General features: G+C 43.3%; 12 protein-coding genes. 2 read left to right on the forward strand and 10 right to left on the reverse strand.

Annotated features, from left to right (window positions below):
* Positions 1 to 254 precede the first annotated feature (254 nt).
* From C4F40_RS00465 to C4F40_RS00480, 4 genes are all read right to left on the reverse strand, one after another.
* Positions 255 to 1,448 (reverse strand): FecR domain-containing protein, encoded by a 1,194-nt coding sequence (locus C4F40_RS00465; RefSeq protein ID WP_196937406.1) that lies wholly within the window; start codon positions 1,446 to 1,448, stop codon positions 255 to 257.
* 95 nt (positions 1,449 to 1,543) lie between these two features.
* A complete protein-coding gene (locus C4F40_RS00470) occupies positions 1,544 to 2,143 on the reverse strand; it encodes an RNA polymerase sigma factor (protein WP_231389874.1) in 600 nt (199 codons plus the stop codon).
* 298 nt (positions 2,144 to 2,441) lie between these two features.
* The gene (locus tag C4F40_RS00475; RefSeq protein WP_196937408.1) at positions 2,442 to 3,293 is read right to left on the reverse strand and encodes an aminotransferase class IV; all 852 of its coding nucleotides are present in this window, start codon (positions 3,291 to 3,293) and stop codon (positions 2,442 to 2,444) included.
* A gap of 10 nt (positions 3,294 to 3,303) precedes the next feature.
* Entirely contained in the window at positions 3,304 to 4,452 is a 1,149-nt protein-coding gene (locus tag C4F40_RS00480; RefSeq protein WP_196937409.1) for a P1 family peptidase, read from the reverse strand.
* Positions 4,453 to 4,559: 107 nt separating this feature from the next.
* On the opposite strand from C4F40_RS00480, the gene C4F40_RS00485 reads away from it, so the two are divergent.
* Entirely contained in the window at positions 4,560 to 4,751 is a 192-nt protein-coding gene (locus tag C4F40_RS00485) for a hypothetical protein (RefSeq protein WP_196937410.1), read from the forward strand.
* Between the two features lie 164 nt (positions 4,752 to 4,915).
* On the opposite strand, the gene C4F40_RS00490 is transcribed toward C4F40_RS00485, so the two are convergent.
* From C4F40_RS00490 to C4F40_RS00515, 6 genes are all read right to left on the reverse strand, one after another.
* Complete coding sequence (locus C4F40_RS00490) at positions 4,916 to 6,238, reverse strand: hypothetical protein (RefSeq protein ID WP_196937411.1); 1,323 nt, start codon at positions 6,236 to 6,238, stop codon at positions 4,916 to 4,918.
* A gap of 33 nt (positions 6,239 to 6,271) precedes the next feature.
* Positions 6,272 to 7,510: a hypothetical protein gene (locus tag C4F40_RS00495; protein ID WP_196937412.1), complete on the reverse strand. Its 1,239-nt coding sequence runs from the start codon at positions 7,508 to 7,510 to the stop codon at positions 6,272 to 6,274.
* Positions 7,511 to 7,522: 12 nt separating this feature from the next.
* Positions 7,523 to 9,451: a sialate O-acetylesterase gene (locus tag C4F40_RS00500; protein ID WP_196937413.1), complete on the reverse strand. Its 1,929-nt coding sequence runs from the start codon at positions 9,449 to 9,451 to the stop codon at positions 7,523 to 7,525.
* A gap of 8 nt (positions 9,452 to 9,459) precedes the next feature.
* Entirely contained in the window at positions 9,460 to 11,268 is a 1,809-nt protein-coding gene (locus C4F40_RS00505; protein WP_196937414.1) for a RagB/SusD family nutrient uptake outer membrane protein, read from the reverse strand.
* 11 nt (positions 11,269 to 11,279) lie between these two features.
* The gene (locus C4F40_RS00510) at positions 11,280 to 14,393 is read right to left on the reverse strand and encodes a SusC/RagA family TonB-linked outer membrane protein (RefSeq protein ID WP_196937415.1); all 3,114 of its coding nucleotides are present in this window, start codon (positions 14,391 to 14,393) and stop codon (positions 11,280 to 11,282) included.
* 85 nt (positions 14,394 to 14,478) lie between these two features.
* Positions 14,479 to 16,854: an alpha-L-rhamnosidase-related protein gene (locus C4F40_RS00515; RefSeq protein ID WP_196937416.1), complete on the reverse strand. Its 2,376-nt coding sequence runs from the start codon at positions 16,852 to 16,854 to the stop codon at positions 14,479 to 14,481.
* 369 nt (positions 16,855 to 17,223) lie between these two features.
* On the opposite strand from C4F40_RS00515, the gene C4F40_RS00520 reads away from it, so the two are divergent.
* Entirely contained in the window at positions 17,224 to 18,567 is a 1,344-nt protein-coding gene (locus tag C4F40_RS00520; RefSeq protein ID WP_196937417.1) for an alpha/beta hydrolase family protein, read from the forward strand.
* The last annotated feature ends 18 nt before the right edge of the window (positions 18,568 to 18,585 follow it).

An 18,585-nucleotide genomic window follows, 5' to 3' on the forward strand; every position in this document is an offset into this window, starting at 1 on the left:
TACAGCCTTTTAGGCATACCAAATTTCCTTGAATTTTGATACATTAGTTGTCAGTTTGGTTAAGCAGCCTCTTTTGCGTTGGACCGTAAGGAGGACTGCAGTTTAACGTTGATTTTTAATTGAATGTTCCAAACTTCTGCCAGGTCCTGATCGTAAGTCGGGGCCTGGTTTCGTTTCATTGCTCTTCAGCTAGTGTAGTTTTCTTTTCATCTGGTTGACTTTAAGGTTAGTATTAAGTTAATTCATATTTTAGATTATTTTGATACATATACGGTTCGTCCTTTGATATCAAAATGTGCCTCTCCTGTTGATTCTACGATTTCAAGCACTTTTGAAAGATTATCAAACCTTGATACCTTGCCGCTGAATCGCTCCTTGGTTTTTTCGCCGATGTAGATGACCTCAACATTATACCAACGCTCGATCATTTTCATGATGGCTTCAATGTGCTCACTTTCAACTACAAATTCGTTGTTTTTCCAGGCAACTGCCAGGTCCGCATCTGTTTCAACAATCGCTATGTTACCACCAGATAGCTTGGCTTGTTGCCCAGGTTTTAATAGTTTGGAAGTGCCCAATGCAGATAATTTCACACTTCCTTCTAATAGGGTAGTTTTCTCTACTTCATCATCTGAATAACTGCTGATGTTAAAATTTGTGCCCAATACTTCTATTTCCTGCTTATTTGTTTTTACAATAAATGGATGTCTTTTATCCTTTGCTACTTCAAAATATCCCTCGCCAATCAGTTTAACCACACGTTTTCCGTTTTGAAGCAGGGAGGCTGAATAGGTGAGGCTTGACGCGGCATTAAGATAAACACGAGAACCATCAGGCAAAGTCACCTGGTATGTTTCTCCACGAGCCGTCGACAAAGTGTTAACGGCATTGGGATCAGATAACTTTTCATCAATTTGGTACATCAGTCTACCATCATCTGTTTTTGTAATGACGATTCCCGATTCTCGGGCTATTTCTCCTTTTGATACACTGGCTAAGCTAATCTTCTTGCCATTTGCCATAATAAGTGTAGCGCCATAGTCACCTGGATTAATCTCCTGTTCCTCAACTTTGACAATAGCTGGAGGATTTACTGATCTGTGATTGAAAAAGTAAATCCCTGTAGATATTAAGACCAACGATGCAGCAACAGTGGCAATTTTAAACCAGCGTTTAAGTGTTTTATTCTTACCATCCGGTATAGTTGACGGTGTTTCTTGAATCTGAATGAACAAATCCCGGTCAACTTTTGCTAATACTTCGGCAATGGCAGGATTGGTTTCATAGCGCTCATCCTGAACTTCTAAAATGTCGATGATGAGGTCTTTTAACCGATCCTTATCTTCGTCTTGTTCAAAATGATCCATCAAACGTTGTGTTTCTTCAAGACTACACAAGTTTTGGAGGTATTTATTAAATAGAATACGAAGTTGATCAGATGATTCCACGGCTCAATTTTTACAGCTAATACGGAGCTAAGTAAAAAAATCCTTAGCCTGTTAATAAAAAATTAACAATTAATTTTTATTAACAATAATCAGAATCACAGGCCTTTGAATAAAACACCTAGAACTACAGAAATGGTAAGTGCAGAAGAATCTCTAAAATAGGTCCTTAGAAATCTGTTTGCTTGCAGCATATGACTGCTAATGGTTTTAACATTGATCCCCATAATCTCCTCCACCTCTTTATAAGATTTACCTTCTAATTTACAAAGGGTAAAGACCATTTTACGCTGAGGGGGCATCAGGTTTATGGCCTCATGCAATTTTTGAGCATCTTCTTTAGTCAGCATATCCTCCTCAATATGAAGATAGAGTTCTGAACTCGAAGCGACTATTTTATTCAATAGACGTCTGTCTTTTGCTACTTTTCGAAAATAATCATGTACCAGGTTCTCCGCTATACGGAATAGATAAGATTTAAAAGATTTTTCGGGATCAATCTGCGTCCGCACCTCCCATATTTTGACAAAGAGTTCCTGCAGTATTTCTTTAACCAGATCGTCAGATTTCAGTAATTTAAACAAATTTCCTGCAATGCGAACTTTATAGTTATTGTATAGAATTTCAAACGCACGCTCATCACCGTTTTTCAATCGAAGCAGTAAAAACTTTTCATCAGTGTGATTATTGTTGACCATTCGTCCTACAAATATACAGTACAAAATTATGGTTTAAAAGCACGAAGGCAAGATATTTTGGCATCGCAAAAATGCATACCCACTAACGGCCACTCTCCGTGGCTGTAGAATTACAATATAGGCTATAAAATCCCTTTCCTTTTTACGTTCGGCTGCTGACCTTACAGTCCCAAGTGGGTATAGTTACCAAAAAGAATGTATTCATTAGATGATGGGTACATTTATCTCCACTTTAAAGTTGCAATTCCAAGGCAAGACTGCCCACAACTGAGTCGCACAAAATATTCACGGATCTACATTATATTTCAGTTATGAACTTCTCTTTACTTCCAAATACAATCGGTTCTAACATGTGCTGCAACTGTATAGTTAATGGACCAGGCTTGGAACCGTAGACTGTATCGTCAATGGATAAAATAGGGGTAATGTTTTTCGTCGTACTGCTAAGGAACGCTTCAGCAGCATTTTTCATGTCTTCTAGTGTAACATCTCCGATTTCAACATCTAAATATTTTTTTGCGATCTCGATAATATACTTCCTCGTAATACCAGCCAGCACATCTTCGCCGGGCGTAAGCAGTTTGCCCGTCTTAGTAATTAGAAAAATATTAGCGCGTGGGCATTCGGAAAGTAACCCGTCTTGTGCATACAGCACTTCGTCGGCTCCAGCGGCCTTAGCTTTTTTTAGCCCATGGATACCGACCGCATAGTCTATTGATTTGACCGTTCCGAACGGCCGGTGATAGTTGTACGTAATGAGCTTGATGCCCTGTTGTTCCTGCCGTATATTGCGTTGCAATGGCTGTTGTGTGATGATGAGGTTGGGGCTCGCAATACTATATCCATCTTTGCTATAACCACCTGTTAGGAGTAATTTGATGCCAGATTCAGGGATTTTATTAGCTTCCATAAGGGTCCGTATCTGTATTCTTAGTTCTTCTCGGGTATAGTGGACAGGCAGATCCATTAATTTAGCTGAGTGAAAAAAGCGATCGAGATTATCTTCCAGAAAAACAGGTCGATTGGCTACTGTTTTGAAGTAATCAAAGATGCCGTATCCTCTAACTATAGATAAGTCATCAATACCTAAGCGCGCTTCTTTTTCTGGAATAAGCTGCCCATTAATAATAACATGCAAGGATTGGATCATTTGAATTTATTTAATTGGGTTGAGATAATGCATTGTACTTTTTTAAAATTGGTAGTACCTTATTTAGCGGCAGTGCCGGAATAGTTGCGCGGAAACCTTTAACGGTCTTTGCTGCAAATAATGAATTGATGATAGCCTCTTCTACGGCTTCGATAACTGCCATGAATAGCGGCGACATATAGTCGTTATGTAAAGACGGCTGATGTAGTATTGACGACGGTGTGTCGTATGCGACGCGTACCGAATCATGCGTCGAAAACGCAATGAAATACTCGCCACTGCCGTTGGACACTATACCACCGGTTTTTCCTAATCCAATAAATGCTCTTTTTGCCAGTCGCTCGAGATTTCGTTCGCTGAGCGGCGCATCTGTGGCAATCACGACCATACACGATCCATCTACATTATTAAGCAATTTGTCGCGGAAAGAAAACTGCTGTAGTTCCCGACCTACTGGCGCTCCGTTGATCTGTAAAATACCGCCATAATTGGTTTGTACAAGCACGCCGACAGTATATCCGCCTAAAGACGGAGGTAACACGCGGGAAGCTGTGCCAATGCCCCCTTTGAAACCGAAACATACAGTTCCTGTCCCAGCGCCAACGTTGCCTTCCTGTACCGGACCTGAGGTCGCCGATTGTATGGCGCTCAGTACATTCTCTTTCGAGACGTGCATACTTCTGATATCGTTCAGTTCGCCATCGTTGGTCTCACCAACTATAGCGTTGACCGACCGTACTTGTTCATTGCCATGTTGCGAAAGTGTATACTCAACGACTGCTTCTATGGCTCTTCCGACATTAAGGGTATTGGTGAGTATGATAGGTGTTTCTATATTACCTAGTTCCTTTACCTGACTGAGGCCCGACAATTTCCCGAACCCGTTTCCGATGAAGATGCCTGCTGGTACTTTATGTTGGAAAATGTTGCCTCTATAGGGCAGAATGGCAGTAACGCCGGTATGTACAGAATCGCCCTCTTGTCGCGTAAGATGACCAACCTGAACACCAGGTACATCGGTGATGGCATTCCATTTACCTGGAGACATTACGCCGATCTCAATGCCATAATCACGTGCTCTTTTTTCCGTTTTTAACTGCTGTGCGTATGATGCAGCGGTAAGACACAAAAAGCAGGTAACAGATATTATTTTAATCATAATTCATCAATTCGAAGATACAATAATTCGTTTTTTTCGTGAAGCAATTCAAACTTAGGAAAACTTGCTCTTTTTTTTAAGAGTTATTTTCTTTATCAAAGCTTTTCTTGTTGATAACAATAGGTATCGATAATTCTGACAATATATTCTACCAGATTGGTGCTCGGATAAGTGTAGTATCTAATCCGGCAGCTCACTTCGCACAATCGGATATCGTGTGGCCGAAAACGGCTGCGGAAGCGGAGGAACGTGATGAATGGCCATTTCGGGGTCTTAGCCATTTGTCTGTACGCTGGTGAGCTATTTGCTAACGCGGGTTCTACAGCGTAAAAGGAAGTAGCTAAAATAAGATAGGCGTTAGCCACATTCGGAAGAAGCCGTATCTAACTTCTAACGTTTTGATACGGCTTCTTTTTTTAATGATATTAACCCTTTTGGTTCATGAAGTGTAGCGTGAGCCTTGCTAATAGGGTAAGAAGGCGAACAACCTACCTTCTCCCGGTTGCAACGTTAACGTAACGGTACCGCCTAAGATGGAAGTCGGAATTTCTGAACCATCTACTTTGGAAATTTCTTTCATATCGGTGATCCAACCGGCGATCTGAAATGTATATGTTTTGGAAAGGGTAAGCGACTTGTTGACAAGCATCGCGTAATTGCGACCTCCCTCAGACCAATCCTTCATGTGGCTGATCAATAACTCGGCAGCAGAATCCGTAGGCTTTATATAGTGTAAAGCGGGTAGCGCCTCAACACCCGCCGGTATGGATGTGCCTGAATGGTAAACGTTATAGGATTGTAACCGCATCAACCGGTCTCCTAAGGTTTTCATTTCCTTATTTAATTGTTGAAAGGGTATGTACAGATCTGTTTTATTGCCCAACGAATCTATAACTGCATTGGTAAATGGCTCGCCTTGATTGATAGGCGTAAAATAAGTAAACCATACGGGATATTTGATCCCGTAAGCCAACATGGAATACACGTTAAATTTCAGCTCATCGGCATTGGGCCTACGGTAATGCCCAGTGATCCCAATGGACTGCAAGTAGGCAGAGGTCTTGATTCCTCCATTGTTGATGGCCAACTTCCGGATAATATCTAAGTTGGTATAATACGCATTTAACAACGAGCCATCTGCACGAAACGGATATACATCAACGGAAAGATATTTCAAATTGCTCGCGCCAACTTTGTTAATCCAAGCTTGTACATAATCGGTTTCATAGTTGATGGGGCCCAAAATCGATGGAACCACCAAATCCGGGAAAAGATTGACATGGGGCAAGTGGAAACTGTCATGACTTAATATCTTATTGTAAATAGTTGCAGCCCAATCTAGCTGAGGCATATTCGGCTCATCTTTAATATAATATCCAGCGAGTCCGGGATGCGTTTCGTAGGCAGCTACCATCGCAGCAATATCAGCGTCAGTACCATAGGCTCTTGCATCAAAGATAATAGACCTTAATCCGTGGTCTGCAGATTTATCGAGGATAAATAGATTTTCCGCTTCTGAATACGTGATAACGTACTGTAAAATGTCTACATTGCCTTGCGCTAAATGGCTAAAAGTGGTATCGTTTACATCGGCATATGTCGGTGGCCAAAATACACCGATCTGAAAATTGTCCGTAATGTCTGCTGCGGACGACCTGCCTTTGAGCGACGCAATTTTTTCCGACACCTTCAATGCGAGGGGATCCCGGTCCTGTAATACATTTTTTTGACAGCTAACCATCACGATCAGCGAATAAATCAAGAGTACTGAATAATACGTTTTCATAACAAAAAATTTAAATGTGACTTTAGTATTTTTTTAGTTAAAATAGTACAAGCGTCCCTCGCCAGGTAGAAACGTGTCAGAGAAATCACTGTCTATAGGTTCTTTGCGGATGGCAATTACACCGGAGTCGACCTCATAATGTGTGATGTGCTTATATCGTTTATCGACGTGGAATGTAAAGGATTTGGTAACGGTTAAAGACTTATTGACGATAAAAACATAGCTTCCGCTTTTGCCCTTGTTGAAATGGGTGATGATCATATTATCGGTGCGGGACGTTGGCTTGATCCAGTAGTTCTGAGGTAATGCCTGTGTTCCCAAAGGCTGCTCTTCACCACTATGATATACCTCCGTGGCATCCAGATTATACAACACTTGGCCGATCGCCTTGACATGCCTGTTTAACGCACTGAATGGTACGTAAAGATCTGTCTTTCTACCATGGGGATCGATAATCGCATCGGCGAAGATCTCTTTACCAGCATCGGTTGGGGTCCAATAGGTGAACCATACGGGTCTTTTAATGCCATACGCCAGCGCGGTAAAAATATTGTACCGCAATTCACTGGCAGATGGCCTTCGGTACGCGTCAATGATCCCTACAGATTGCAGGTAGGCCGATGTTTTAACGCTGTATTTGAGGCCGACGCGCCTAACAATTTCCAGATTTTCAAAATAAGTAGGTCTTATATAGCCATTTACCATAAACGGATATTGATCGAAAGTCAGGTATTTAAGATGCTGAGGACCTACTTTTTGCACCCAACGCTCTACATGATTTGTTTCATAACTGGGTATCACAAAGTTTGGAAATAAATTGACATGCGGTACGCGATCGTGATCCAGATCTATTAGCTTTTGGTAAATTGTTGCTGCCCAATCAAATTCTGTTGAATCTGGTTCATCTTTGATGTAATATCCCTCGAGCGCAGGGTGGTTTTTATAGGCTTGTACAGCAGCTTTTATCTCCTCATCTGTACCATAGATACGTGGATCGGCGACCGAAACTTTAAATCCGTACTTATGTGCCAGATCTAACATCTTCTTATTATGCGACTCTGTAAACATTTTCGCATTCTTAACGTTCTCTATAAAATCGATGTGTGCTTCTTTGATCCATTGATATTGCTGATCATTGGTGTGCTCCCACACGGGCGGCCAAAATACGCCTATTGAAAATTCCTGTGCAGATCCTTTAGGACTGAAACAGATCGTAAGCCAAAATGCTAGAATGGCGGCCGTATGTTTTGAAGTTAAACGCATTGTTATCATAATTACTTTATTTTATTTATCGGTGCGAAAGGGGGAGGCGGGTAAACCTGCTGTATTGTATAAGCTAACCTTAGGATCTGCCGCCCAACCATAACGTATAGTTGTCGGGTTTTTCAGACTTGGATGGGACAGTTCGACGGTGTTGCCAACTATCGTGGCAGTCGCATCTTCGAAATTATTGTCTGCCCCTGCAATCTTAAACCCTTCCACGCTGGCAGTCTTGCTTATTAAGCCATCGCCTGCATGATCGAAATAGACAATAATTTTATGATCCTTGATTTCCATGCGCCGATATAGAGGTCCTGAGTACACGTTGTCTTCGTGGTAGGCTATATGACGCGCAGCCTCATATAATCGAAGACCAACATCTTTTTTGTTTCTCGGGTGAATATCAGTAGCATCACCAATATCAATACTCACCGCCATTCCGGTAGCGGGCTGCTGTAATGTCATTAACTGTGCCTCACGAAGGTATGCCCAGCTTTCGTCGGCCGGAGCCAGATTGTTGCCTCCAAAGTTGGGCAATTGAACAAAAAGAAAGGGCATGTAACCTTGTTGCCAACGAATGCGCCAATCTTGAATTAAAAGAGGAAACATAAACTGGTAGTCGCGCGGACGCCAGGTATTCGCCTCGCCTTGATACCACAAAACACCTTGTACTGAATAAGGAATCAGGGGTGCGATCATCGCGTTGAAAAGAACGCCTGGATTGTTCCGCTCTTTGGGAAGATCTGGATAACGTGGTTCAACGGAAATATTGCTTAACCACTCGCCATCCAGTTTGATATGTTTTGTCCCTATTACCAAACTTACGGATCCCTCCGAATGCCCAACGGTGCCCGTAGCCCACAAACTTCGCAACCGAATGGCCAGCAAATTCCTGCCTTTTTTTAAGACCGACTTTGGCAAGACAAGGCCTTGGGAAGTACCTTGTGCGTTTTTTAGTTCAATTTCGGTTCCATTTACATAAATCGCGGCTTCGCCTTCCAATTCATCGAACTGGAGGGTGGCATCTTTGTCTAGAGACGAGAGATCGAAGTGTTTTCTGACCCATAAATAACATCCGGGAATGTACAGCGCAGTTTCGTCACCGTATATGGATGATACCTGAAGGGGGAACGAAACCTTTTTCCAGTGTTGATCTTGATACGCTAAGGTGTGCACGCCCAAGCGCAAACCTTCCGAAGCATTCTCAAACGCTTCAACGTCTTGAAGGTACTTCGCGTATAGCTGGGTTGGCTGCGCGCCCGATTCACGGGCTTGAATCACCGAAGGTTTTGTTTCTTCTCGACTGGATAGGGCATCTTCACTAATCCATGGTTCGATAGGTGTTCCTCCCCAGGCCGACTGGATAATACCAACAGCAATATTCTTTTCTTGGTGGAGCTTTTTCGCAAAATGGTAAGCCACTCCTGAAAATGCCGCAGCCGTAGCGGAAGAGCTACGCACCCAAGAACCTTGGACATCGTGCTGCTGCTGATTATTCATCCCGTGAACAACCTGAAAGAAACGGATGTTCGGAAAATCAGCATGAAGCTGTTCTTCTGCCCAGCTTAAGGAACTGCCCAGCGTAAACTCCATATTAGACTGGCCCGAGGCTAACCAAACCTCGCCAACATATACATCATCTATGGATATGCTATCCCGCAAATCTGTAATTTGCAGGATATGGGGTCCTCCGGCAATCATGGCAGAGAGCTGTACACGCCAGGTACTATCAGGCTGCACGGTGGCACTTGCGCGCTGGTTATTGAGCGAGACGTGTACAGTTGTTTCTGGTTTTCCCGTTCCCCAAATCGGAATGGACTTTTCCCGCTGTAAAACCATGTGGTGTTTGAAGAGTCCATTTACGCACAAAGAATCGGATTGAAATGCTTTAAGCGCGTTCGGAAAAGCAAAGATGCTCAATATCAGGAAACATATGTAATGTCTGTATAGCATAATTAACGTTATTGATAGTCTGGATTTTCAACTAACCTGGTGTTTTGCTGTGTACGTGCTTTGGTGATGGGAAGATAATAATGATGATCTTCGAAAATAGCGGAGACGTTAGGCCCGCCGTCTACTTTTTCGAGAACCTGAAGTTCTAATTTTTTGGTCGCAAAATCCAACATATAGCGTAACCCGGTTTCTCTTTTCGTTAATACGTCGGTCGCCATTCTCCAACGTCTAAGATCCCAATAACGAGAACCTTCAAAGGCGAGTTCTACTTTACGTTCTTTTTGAATCAATTCAAAGTTGATAACAGTTCTTTTTGATACGCCTGCACGCTCACGAATGGCATTAATGGCGAGCAGTGCTTCATCTTGCTTGTCCAATTTATAGGCGGCCTCCGCGTGATTTAACAGCACTTCGGCATAGCGAAATACGATCCAGTCTTGACTGGATGCAAAGTCGGCGGACATATTGTTCTTCGTTTCATCTAAATACTTTAGAACGCCAAAACTGGTGTAAGGTCCAGATTTTTGTGCCTGCAGACCGAGGTGAGGTGTCCCTTGATACGCTCCATTCTGATCGGCTAGATATTGACCATTGACTTTTAAAGATTTGTGCCAGTCAATAGTACTGCCCTGCCAAGGTGTGCCATGTGTATACACACTCGCGAAGAAGCGAGGTTCCATGTCGGCCCAAAGTTCGTTGATATCCCACAGCTTGCTGGTCAGCTTACTCGTTGTTAAATCTGGTGCGGTGCCATCCTTCTTTTCAAAAGTTGAAGCGATGAAAGAAAGATAAGGCATATTTTGATTCCCGTTGAACCATGCGTTGGGCAAGGGGCCTTGAATGAAATCGTAACGCCATCCATTTCCGCCGGAAGCAATCATATCCTTACCATCATGCGGTACCACGAATATAGCTTCGGTATTGCCTTTAACGAGAAACAGGTCTCTGAAGTTTTTTACCTTATCTGATGAAACGTCGTACAAGCCATGTGCACCCTCTTGCATGATCAGGGTAGAAGCATCGTAGCTTTTTTGATAGTAGGCCCGTGCTTCCGCGGATGGCATCCCCAATAGACCGTCAAGTTGGACTGTACCATATTCGGCAATACTTCCGGCGTATAGTGCAGCTCTTGACAAAAGTGTAAGCGCGGCATAACGAGAAGCTCGGCCGCTTTCGGCCTTGATGGGCAGCAGGGGCGATGCTTCGTTCATTTCCTGAATCACAAAATCATAAAGTTCTTTTTCACTGTTTCTACTTGGATAGAGTTCCTCTTGTGGATCGGTCAATTTTTGCACTTTGGTAATTAAGGGAACTCCACCATATCGACGTACCATAGAAAAATAATTGTACGCTCTTAGAAACCGAGCTTCGGCGATTAAGCTCATTTTTAAATCATCGGAAAGCGGTGATTGAGGGACTTGCGCTATAAAATCATTGAGCTGTCTGATGATGATATAGGCATTCTCCCACCATTCCAGCAATCCGCCATTTATCGTTATTCCGGTGTTCCTAAAATCTGCCCAATTGGGATACATACCCCATGTCGCTTCATCGCTCAGGTTGTTTATTAAGGTGGCCCCAACTTGGCCTTCCACCGTCCATCCGACGCCGGGTCGGATACCTACGTACTTTTCGGGAGTTTCATTCTCTAATACGCTCATCATACTGTAACTCCCCGCCAAATGCGCTAAGATGGCGTTTTGATCATTCCAGACTATATTTTCAGATATGCGATCCAAAGGTTCCCGATCTAAAACGTCTTTACAGGAAAGCGTAGTCAACGTGCCCAATAGCACTATGTAATATATCTTTTTCATTTTTTTAAAAGTTAGAAGGAAACATTAACACCTAACATGATGGTCTTTTGCTGTGGATAATACGAAGTTGTCGGCTGTCCATCTTGAACGGCATAGGGGGATTCTGGATCAATCTTAAATTTATTCAGTTTTGAGAATGTGAAGAGATTTGTTCCCCCCAAGTAGAGTCGCGCCTGTTTCATGTTTAGATTATCCAATACCCTGTTGGGTAAGTTGTAGCCTATGGTAAAAGAGCGTAATCGTAAATAGTCTGACTTGATAAAGTTGCGGTCCGATAGCAAACCATTTGTTGATGCTCCTCCCAATCTTGGTATCAAAGAATTTGCATTGTTGACTTCTTCTGTCCACCTATTATCAAAAAATGTCTGGGTGAAAGATGTTAATGATACGGCTTTATAAAATCCAAATGCACCTTGAAAAGAAGCGGCTATATCAAAATTTCGATATGCAACTGCCAAATTTAAACCGCTAATAATATTCGGAATCTGCCCTTTGCCTATTTCTACCATGTCGCGCCAGTCTAATATGCCATCGTCATTGGTATCGATATACCGTACATCGCCAAGTTTTAGTGCAGGATCTCCTGGATAGCTTAGATCCAAATTATCGATTTGATCTTGACTTACAAATAAACCATCCGAACGGTAACCAACCGTACGGTCGACCCATTGTCCGGATTGCTGATAAATCCGCTTCGAATCTTCATCGGTATATTCTACTTCTTCGACGTGATCCCACTTCGCACGTTGCCAAGACACATTGGCCGAGATATCCCAGGTCCAATCTCCCTGTTGCCGGAATGTCCCTATTTTCAATTCAAAGCCCCTATTTGTCTGACTGTTGATGTTTTCTAGGGGTAATTCGGCGCCAAAGCTTGACGGAAGACTGATGGTTTTCTTTGCAGGAATGCCGTTGCGCGTTCTGTAAAACACATCAAACTCACCATAGATCTTACGCTGCAGAAACGAGAAATCGAGCCCCGCATTATAATTCGCTAGACGCTCCCATGATAAACTTTCATTGGCCATACCCAGTGTTGTTATACCTAAAACAGGCGTTCCATCAAAAAGAACTGGCATCAATGTAGGACCGTAACCCGCTAAATATTGAAAGTCACCGATCCCGTCGTTACCCGAAGCTCCATAGCTTGTTCTTAATTTCAATTCATCTAATCCATCAAAATCCGATAAGAACTGCTCCTGATTCATTCTCCATCCAAAAGAAATAGAAGGAAAGTATCCCCATCTTGAATCTTTCGGGAATTTGGCCGAAGCATCTGCTCTAATAATAGCTTCGACGAGATATTTATGATCGTATCCGTAGTTGAGGCGACCTACGAAACTTTTACGTCCCATCTGGCTAGCGGACCCATTATTGCTTAAAGTGCTCGTGCTTCCGGCAAACATTTGATCTAGTGTTGGAAAGGTGAAATCCTGACGGCCCGCACTGAGGTAATCGTAGTCTACCGAAATGATCTCATGCAACAGCATGCCTGACACGTCATGTTTACCGGCAAATTTTCGCGCATAATTTACCGAAAACTGTCCTGTTAACATGGTGTTCACAGCTTTCTGTTGAAAAAGCGGTGTATTGGTATTGAACTGTGAAACCAGTTCGTACGTGTCATTTCCAACATTGTAATTATACATGTCTACCGGCCGACCGTAGGATTTAACATTGTCGTTAACCTGTGAATAATTACCAAATGCCTTCAGTGACAAGCCCTCGATACTTGTAAACGAATAATTCAGTATAGCTGTGTTACTTAATGTCTGTAAGAAATTGTTATTATAGCCCCCTAGCTCCATATCCGATTGTACCAAGGCGCCTCCAGTGGCGGATCCAGAATAAGGAATCCTTGAAGGATCTGGCAGACTTGCTGGATACATTGGCTTATTGTTGAATAAATCCGCGAAAAGATAACCTCCTCCATTCTGCGGGCGATGCGTAGACTTGATGCGGTCGACAATGTTAGAAACGGTGACGCCCAAGGTAAGATTATCCAATATGTTTGCATCAACATTGACCTGTAGGTTATAGCGGTTGTAATCGCCGCCATTCTTTTTCCAAAAAGATCCTTGATTCATCAGCCCTAAAAAAGTGTAGTATTTGATTTTGTCGCTTCCGCCTCTGACAGACATGTTGTAATTATGTAGTTGTGCATAATCTTTCATAATAATGTCTTGCCAATTCGTATTGTAGTAACCAGGTTCGGTGGCATCGTAGAATTTCTGGATTTGTTCCGCTGTATAGGGTACAGCATTTGCTGGTTGACCCGATTGCAGATACTCTTCCGAAACCAAGGTTGTGTAATCGCCCGAGGAAAGCATCTGTTGGAAATAGGTTGGCTTTTGTAGCGTAGATGTTCCATTAAATGAAATGGTGGGCTTTTCGGAATTCCCCCTTTTCGTTGTTACCAGGATGACACCGTTTCCTGCTCTAGAACCGTATATAGAAGCAGCACCGTCTTTTAGTACAGTAACGCTCTCGATCTGACTGGCATCAATATTATTAAAGGATGCTTCGATTCCATCTACAATAATAAGCGCATTTCCATAACCCCGAATGTTAAGACTTGCACCATCACGCCCCGGTAAACCGCTTCCCTGCATAGCAATTAAACCCGGTAACTTCCCGACCAGCGCATTTGTTACAGACGACATAGGAACTTTGGCCAATTCTTCAGATTTCAAAGTGGATATCGCACCGGTGACATTTGATTTGCTTTGTGTTCCGTAGCCCACGACCACGACCTCGTCCAAACCAGCGATTTGCGCTTCCAAGACGATGGTTTTAAATTCATCTTGGCCATCCAGTACAATTTCTTTGGAGGCGTAACCGACAGACGTAATGTTTAAAACGATAGGTGTGTTTCCGGTCAAGGGGATTGCAAAATTTCCCTCCTTGTCGGAACTGGTCTGTCTGGAATCTCCTTTGACGGAAACTGTCGCTCCGGCAATAGGTAACCCGTCGATATTTTGGACCGTTCCTTTAAATATCCTGTCCTGCGCAACAGCCGTTAGCAAAGGAAGCGAGAGTGCAACGAATAGGGTCAGGAAAACCTTGTGCGCATACCTAACTGTAGATCTTGGACACCTAAAAAATACACGTGTTTCTGTCTTCATAATTTAGTATTTATACGATGCGACTTAACGCAAACGCGATTAAAATGAATTATTTTCCTAAATTGATTATGTGAGTCGTTTGCCGTTATATGGTGATCGAATTGGTACCACTCTGTAGCTTTATTTCCTTTCCTCCGAATTTAAATGTTCCATCTACATCGTCGGGGAGTGACACCGTTGCCTTGATACCGCTACCATTTCGTTTCAACTTTACCTTGATTGTTCCGTTAGGATGTGGCATGGATCCTTCTGCCTCTTTCAGCTCGCCAAGTCCAGGTTGGATTAATACAGATTTGAACCCCGGCGAGGCAGGCATAATACCGATTATAGTGGCGAGAAAATCATAATTGGGACTAGAACTCCAGGCGTGTGAATCTGTTCGGGTAGGTTCTGGCTTTTCTGCAAAGGTTGTTAGCCCCATATCCAACATCTTCCACCAGGGGTCGAGCTGCGCATAATATCGATCTGCCAACCCAACTTCTTTCATTGCTCGTATCAGATAAAACCGATAAAAGAAAGTTACTTTGCTTATGGAATCATTTGTTGTCAATTTTTCAAAAACGGTGCGAGCCTCATCTCCTTGAACAGCTCCGCTAAGAATGGCCAAGATACTTGCATGCTGGCTGTAAGTTTCTTTTAGGGGTGAATTCGCCATGAGCATTCTGTCTTTATCAAAAGCATGTTCATACGTTTTCGAATTCAAGTTGTGGGATAACGTTTCATATTTTTGAGCTTGCGTTTCTTCGTCAAAGTACGCGAATAGGGCTTGCGCTTGTTTTAAGGTATAGGCCAGTTGTAAGCTGATAATTGCAGAATTGCCGTCTTCTGCTCCTTCAGGAACGCCCCAGAGATCAAATGCATCCCAATCCACAAAATTCCACCATTTCATGGGGCCTAGCATACCCTTTTCCTTATCCATATTGGAGACATACCAGGCCAGGACTTGCTGCACAGACGGCAAAAACTGTTTAACGAATTCATCGTCTTGCCTGTGCATCCAGTAATCGTAGACCATCGAAACCCAAAAGAGGGAAAATGTGGGTATTACCTGTAGTCTATTGCTGGGGTAACGACCTTGCGGTAATCCTTCAGGGGTCTTTGAGTTGTAAAAATCCAATAATGCTTTCCGCATTAGACGGTCGTCACCACTCATATATAGGGTTATTAGCGCTTGAATTCGGGTATCTCCTTCGTATTGTAATTGTTCGTAGTAGGGCGTATCAAAATAGGTCTCGCCGGCACAGATAAGCTGCGTTCGCCAGCCGACATCCCATATTTTAGTCAGATTGGGGTCGTTACTTGTAAAGGAGGCCTTCAACTCAAACGGATACCCGGTCTTCATTCCATATAAATCGTTCAACACCAGTGTCTCATCTAATGTCTCTATATCGAGTTGAACGTATCGGTACGTTTTAAACCATAACGGTCTAAAACTTCGGAGTGAACCGCCATCTGGTAGAAATACATCATAGTTTCCTTTTATTTCTTTTCCGTCTATCTCATTCCTATTTCCCTTATTGCCAGTAGCGTCGTATAGCGATTCGGCGTAGGTCATTTTTATACGTGCCCCCTTTCCTTGGCTCACTATTAATTCTGGATAAGCAACGGTATTAAAAGACTGGTCTAAAAGAATAGACACCTTTTGATGCGGAGGGATACGGAGTGGGGTACGACCGTCGATAAATTTAGCCGCTCCTTGAAGGCCGCGAACCCTCCTAACGGTCGGAATACGTTGCATCACCTCTTGCATAAACGGAATATTCCGAGGCTTTAGGGTCCAGAGGTTGTCTGTACCGTAGCCATGCGTAACCGGATTATTGACGAGCTTCCGAGCGTACTGCCATTGCGCATCATCAAACTCCGGTTTCTCCCAATTCCACGGGAATTGACTTGCATCGACTTGGTCTCCAGGCCCCACAACCATGTATGCGCCTAGCCGTTCGGTGTTGTCTGTAGAGACAGGAGAGTATGCGTTGTTTTGCATAACTTTCCAGCTTGTATCCGAATTAATCACCTGTTCGGCGGGTCCATCACCCTGCAAAACAAATCCTGTCTGATTGGATACCTGTGCTACGGCGGCATACTCGCCCATATTCCACACCAGCGTGGCGACAATATTATTTCCGCGTTGTAAGTAAGGTCCGATATCTACGGTCTCGAAATACCAATTAGCAAGATCGCCTCGGGCAGGTCCACTCACGACTGCAACACCGTTAACAAATAGCCGATACCGATTATCTGCAGTGACGTGCACGATAAACTTATCGGGTTTCTCTTTTAAGTCGAATGACTTGCGGAAATGGTAAACACCATAATCCCGTTGGGAGATATCTGGGCATGAAATCCATGAGGAAGGCCAATAACCTTTCATTAATTGTGGATTTATAGGTGTCGTCTGCGCAAAGATACCTTGGACAAGGAACTGGTAAAAGGATATGAAGAATAGAACTGATCTCATCATAAGTTATTTTGGGTGAAATTGATATAGCAATAATAAGATAACATTGGCTTTGTTGCTAGTACAAGTTATACTAAAATATATACTATTTTAACAACTAGCTCGTTAAGAGGGGTTATCCGCATGCAGATATAATAAAAAATGGCAAATAATAAACGAGGCCCTGCATTTTAGGCGTAGAATGTGCATCAGGCATGGTAGAAATTTGTTAAAATAAAGGTCAAATGGGTATAGGTTGCTGATAAAACTGTACTTGGTGAAAGGCACATCATTCAGCATCTTTGTTTGGACAGGTGCTCGTTTTAGTTTTGTATTGCCCTGTGGCCGTTAACGAATAGCTCGGTTAATTTTACCTGTATAAACCTTAATCAAATGAGAAAAATGAATTTGCAGATATTTTATTTAGGGATAACCGTTTTGCACCTACTCTTTCTCCATGTGACGCAAGCACAACATCTGCTGAACGCCGGTCAGCAGCGAAAATCAGCGGTAGACAGCAATCTGATTGACAACGGCACCGTGTACCGGTTAACCGTAAAAAATAAAGACACATTGAATTATGCCACTTACAATGTATTTATTCCAAAGGGAATAGACCGCATCCGAGGGGTCTTAATTCATCAACACGGCTGCGGTATGGAAGGACGGGGTGTATCGACCGCATACGATGTACAATATCAATCTTTTGCGAAGAAATGGAATTTAGCTATTGTAGGTGCAGATTTGTATTACACTGCAGGTTGTTATGCATGGAGAGAGCCCGATTCGGGTTCGGGCGAATCTCTTTTAGCAGCACTGACTCAGATAGGCGAGGTATCTGACCAATCCGCGCTTGGGGAAGCCCCCTGGCTTCTTTGGGGGCATTCGGGAGGGGGATATTGGGCATTGGCAATGATAAGGGATTACCCCCAACGTGTGCTGGCGGCTTTCTGTTATTCACCTGCTTTCGATCCGTCGTGGAACTATCCTAAAGAAGCGCTGGAAATCCCGCTTATGATCCGTCATGCAGGTGCGACAGATGCTAATTCCCCCGAGGTAAGCTGTTGGGCTACGGCAGTGAATAGCTTTAAAAAACTGAGACGAGCCGGGGGACTGGTTAGTATTGCGTATACACCCTATCAAAACCATAACTATAGTTTTGTGCGTTATATGGCCATTCCTTTTTATGAATCTGCGTTGTCGCAACGGCTGCCACGGGGGCGCTCTGCTTCATTCAGGGAGATGAGAAAAATCGACAGAACAAGAGGCTGGCTGGGTGATACCCTGTCGCTTAATACCTATCCATATCGAACGTATAAGGACGAGGCGTCGTCTATGTCTTGGTTACCTGATTCCGCAACGGCTGCGGCATGGAAAGAATACGTAATTACAGGAAGCGTCATCGACAGAACGCCTCCGCCGCCGCCATTTGAACTTCGCATAGCACGATTGCATAGTGTGTCGGTAGCGCTACGGTGGAAAGCGGATGCTGACATCGAGTCCGGAATTAAGCATTTCAACATCTATAATAATGATCAGCTTATTGCTCGCTTCCCTGAGCATGGTGTGTATCAGTATTTTGATACCAACGGAGATGATGCGATACCGATGTCTGCCCTTCCAGAGATGAAAATTATTGCGACCGCTTTAAAAGATTCAAACTTCCGCCTCACGATCAGCGCTGTCAATCACTTTAACCTGGAGTCAGAAAGGATTACTTTTCCGTCGATCGAATAAGCGAAGGAGAATTCCGGA

It is taken from the genome of Sphingobacterium pedocola, assembly GCF_015209965.1.
GTDB classification, from domain to species: Bacteria; Bacteroidota; Bacteroidia; order Sphingobacteriales; family Sphingobacteriaceae; genus Sphingobacterium; species Sphingobacterium pedocola.

Bases quoted from the DNA above. Each gene is read 5' to 3' on its own strand.
- C4F40_RS00470 (WP_231389874.1), bottom strand. From the start codon at position 2,143: ATGGTCAACAATAATCACACTGATGAAAAGTTTTTACTGCTTCGATTG.
- C4F40_RS00475 (WP_196937408.1), bottom strand. From the start codon at position 3,293: ATGATCCAATCCTTGCATGTTATTATTAATGGGCAGCTTATTCCAGAA.
- C4F40_RS00480 (WP_196937409.1), bottom strand. From the start codon at position 4,452: ATGATTAAAATAATATCTGTTACCTGCTTTTTGTGTCTTACCGCTGCA.
- C4F40_RS00490 (WP_196937411.1), bottom strand. From the start codon at position 6,238: ATGAAAACGTATTATTCAGTACTCTTGATTTATTCGCTGATCGTGATG.
- C4F40_RS00495 (WP_196937412.1), bottom strand. From the start codon at position 7,510: ATGATAACAATGCGTTTAACTTCAAAACATACGGCCGCCATTCTAGCA.
- C4F40_RS00500 (WP_196937413.1), bottom strand. From the start codon at position 9,451: ATGCTATACAGACATTACATATGTTTCCTGATATTGAGCATCTTTGCT.
- C4F40_RS00505 (WP_196937414.1), bottom strand. From the start codon at position 11,268: ATGAAAAAGATATATTACATAGTGCTATTGGGCACGTTGACTACGCTT.
- C4F40_RS00510 (WP_196937415.1), bottom strand. From the start codon at position 14,393: ATGAAGACAGAAACACGTGTATTTTTTAGGTGTCCAAGATCTACAGTT.
- C4F40_RS00515 (WP_196937416.1), bottom strand. From the start codon at position 16,854: ATGATGAGATCAGTTCTATTCTTCATATCCTTTTACCAGTTCCTTGTC.
- C4F40_RS00520 (WP_196937417.1), top strand. From the start codon at position 17,224: ATGAGAAAAATGAATTTGCAGATATTTTATTTAGGGATAACCGTTTTG.